3 protein-coding genes are annotated in these 3251 nt (G+C 26.0%); 1 reads left to right on the forward strand and 2 read right to left on the reverse strand.

All coding sequences use genetic code 11. The features are described 5' to 3' along the window. Positions 1–1230, forward strand: a 1230-nt coding sequence (locus tag E6A48_RS02050) for a LysM peptidoglycan-binding domain-containing protein (RefSeq protein ID WP_219708322.1), incomplete at its 5' end; no start/stop codon positions are given. Between the two features lie 66 nt (positions 1231–1296). On the opposite strand, the gene E6A48_RS02055 is transcribed toward E6A48_RS02050, so the two are convergent. Both E6A48_RS02055 and E6A48_RS02060 read right to left on the reverse strand, forming a co-directional pair. Continuing rightward, positions 1297–2064, reverse strand: a complete 768-nt coding sequence (locus E6A48_RS02055; RefSeq protein ID WP_219708323.1) for an MgtC/SapB family protein — start codon at positions 2062–2064, stop codon at positions 1297–1299. 30 nt (positions 2065–2094) lie between these two features. Then, on the reverse strand, positions 2095–3138 hold the full coding sequence (locus tag E6A48_RS02060; RefSeq protein WP_219708324.1) for an ankyrin repeat domain-containing protein: 1044 nt from the start codon (positions 3136–3138) through the stop codon (positions 2095–2097). Between the last annotated feature and the right edge of the window lie 113 nt (positions 3139–3251).

Here is a 3251-nt window from a genome sequence, read left to right on the forward strand (position 1 = left end):
CTTAAAGTTGGTGAAACTCTAAAAGTAAAAAATAATAATGACTCTAATATTGAAAGAGTAGAAAATAAAGATGTTGAAGAAATAAAAGAGAATATAAATACAGAAAAAAATAATAACTATATAGATTATAAAGTAAAAAATGGGGACACTCTATACGGAATTGCTTTTGAAAATGATATGTCTGTTAATGAGTTTCTAAAAATAAATAATATATCAAACCCTCTAACATACAAACTTAAAGTAGGAGAAACATTAAAAATACAATCAAAAATACAAAATAAAGTAGATTCTTCAAGAACAACTAAAATATATAAAGTACAAAGAGGCGATACTCTTGGTGCTATAGCTATAAATAATTCTATGTCTTTAGATGATTTATTAAAATTAAACTCATTAAAAAGAGATTATGTATTGAAAATTGGAGACAATATAAAAGTATATGATAAAATATCTGTTAAGCTTGATAGTAACTCTATAGAAAAATCTGATTATATAAAAATAGAAAGTTATAAAGTAAAAAACGGAGATACTTTAAGTGAAATAGCAGTTGCTAAAAAAATGGACTTAGTAGAGCTTTATTCATTAAATGGATTAGATAATAATTATGTATTAAAAGCAGGCGATGTATTAAAAGTATATGGAGAAAGGGAAAAGATTAATAAAATTGTTGTTTCTAATTATAAAGTTCAAAAGGGGGATACTTTATATTCTATAGCAAGAAACAATAAAATGGAATTAAAAAAATTATTAGAGATAAATAACATAAAAGATGCAAGTAAATACACTTTACAGATTGGAGCTAATTTAAAAATAGAAACTATAAAAAGTGAATATGCTGATGAAACTATACCAGACTCTTCATTTCAATGGCCTTATAGAGGTATAATAATTGCTAGATATGGTGTTGATACATATAAGCTTGCAAACAGAGGAATAAATATATTAGGAAACATTGGAGATAAAGTATCAGCTTCAGATTATGGTATTGTAGAATATGCCAATGATATTAGAGGATTCGGCAAAGTAGTTATAATAAAACATAAAAATGGCTTTACAACTTCTTATGCTCATTTATCTAAAATAGCAGTAAAATTAGGAGATATTGTAAACAAAGGCGATTATATAGGAGATATAGGCGATACTGGCTTAGTTGATAAAAGTGAGTTATATTTCAAGATATCATATAGAGGAAGAGCTTTAGATCCTATAAAATTACTTCCTAAAGATTAATAAAATTTAAATAGTATCATTTAGTTTAATGTTTTGATAAATAAAAGCTATAAAAAATAATATTATTTATAAACTATTTAAATCTACTTTTTCATTCATATAACGTAATTTTTTTATAGGCTTTATATTTGAATTAATAAAGATTTTTTCTATATTGCCATAATCTAAATTAGGCACAAATATATGTATTTTCCCTATTATATTTGGAAGTTCATTTTCATCTTTTTTGCATTCATTTTCTTTCCAGCCTACAATTTGAAATCTCATAATTTTTATACCAAATTTATCTATCTCGCTTTCAATATCAATTTTATTATTGTATTCTATTAAATATATAACAGAATGATTTTTATGTGCTAGAAAATAAGGCACTCTATAAATTGATGTACTTAAAAATATACAAAAACACCCAATAGCAGAAAGCACCCATTCTCCAGAACCTATAACTATACCCAAACAAGCAGTAACCCATACAATAGCAGCAGTAGTTATTCCATGCAATTTTCCTCTGTTTTGTATAATCATGCCGGCACCTAAAAAACCAATGCCAGAAACAATCTGTGCTGTTATTCTGCTATAATCTGGCATAGAATATAATAATTTACTTCCTATCTCCATTAATTGACTATTTTGTATTAATATACTTTTTGCAAATACTTCCTCATAACAAGATAATATGGCAGCCCCCATACATACGATACTTGTAGTTCTGCTTCCTATAGGCTTTTTATGCTGAGCCCTCTCCCACCCTATTAAAGCACCTACTATATAGGCTACTAATATTCTTGTTGTTATTTCTAATATATTATAATTTTCGGCTATAGTCTTTATCATCAAGTATTTCCTATTTTTACAATCTTTTCACTACTTCTTTTCAATATAAGAATCAAATAGCTCTATTACATCTTTTCTTTTTTTTCTTGCTGCAAGTCTATATGCTGTATTATCATAATTGTTTCTATCTGTAGGATTTGCTCCTGCTTTTAACAGCACTTCTATAATATTAATGTCTGTGCCGAATGTTTTGTAAATTGTTTTATTATACTCTTCTATCTTTTTCTCATATTGATACATTACAGAACGTATTAAAACACTATTTCCATTTCTATCTCTAGCTTGCACATCTGCTCCCAACTCTATTAATTTTTTTATATTGTCTAAATTAGCGTCTTCTCTCTCTATTGAATACATTAAAACACTTTTACCGTTATTAGTTTCATAGGAGTTTACATCAGCCCCTAATTCTATTAAATTAAATACCATATTAGTGTTATTATTTTTTGCATTATAAATTAAAGCGTCATTTAAATTAGTAGCACCTGCATCTATTAATCTTTTTGTAATATTTAAATCTTTTGATGCTGATAAAGGGGATTTTCTTATAGCTCCTTCATAATTTCTATATACAAATAAAAAAGTTTCAGCATTAACATTAGCTCCCATCTCTATTAAATAATTTATAGTATCAATATCTCCGCCCTCGCAAGCACTCACCAAAGCACTATTAATATCTTTTGCCCCCATATTAATAAGCTCTTGAACAATATCTAATTTTCCTCCAAAAGCAGCATAACTAACAGCAATATTATAATTACTAGCACCAGCATTATTTAATTCTTTAGCTATATCCCAATAACCTTCCATACATGAAATATAAAACGCCATATCAATATCTTTCGCACCAAAATTAAGAAGCTCTCTCACAATTTCAATATTGCCATTTCTAGCAGCGTACATTAAAGGAGTCATATTATATTTAGAATCAAATATATCTAAATTATATCCATCTCTTATAATATTTTTTATTTCTTCTATATTGTTATCATTTATACTTTGCATTAAATCATTGCTGTTTTGTGAAAATAAAATTGAAACATTAATTAAAATCAATACTATTATTTTTTTCATAATACACTTATCCATTATATACTGTTATAATTATCGGAAAATAAACATAATATTAAAAAAATATTTTATTTATATAATCACTTATAAAACATCTTGTAATATGTATTATATAT

The organism is Brachyspira pilosicoli (assembly GCF_019402445.1).
GTDB classification, from domain to species: Bacteria; Spirochaetota; Brachyspiria; order Brachyspirales; family Brachyspiraceae; genus Brachyspira; species Brachyspira pilosicoli_B.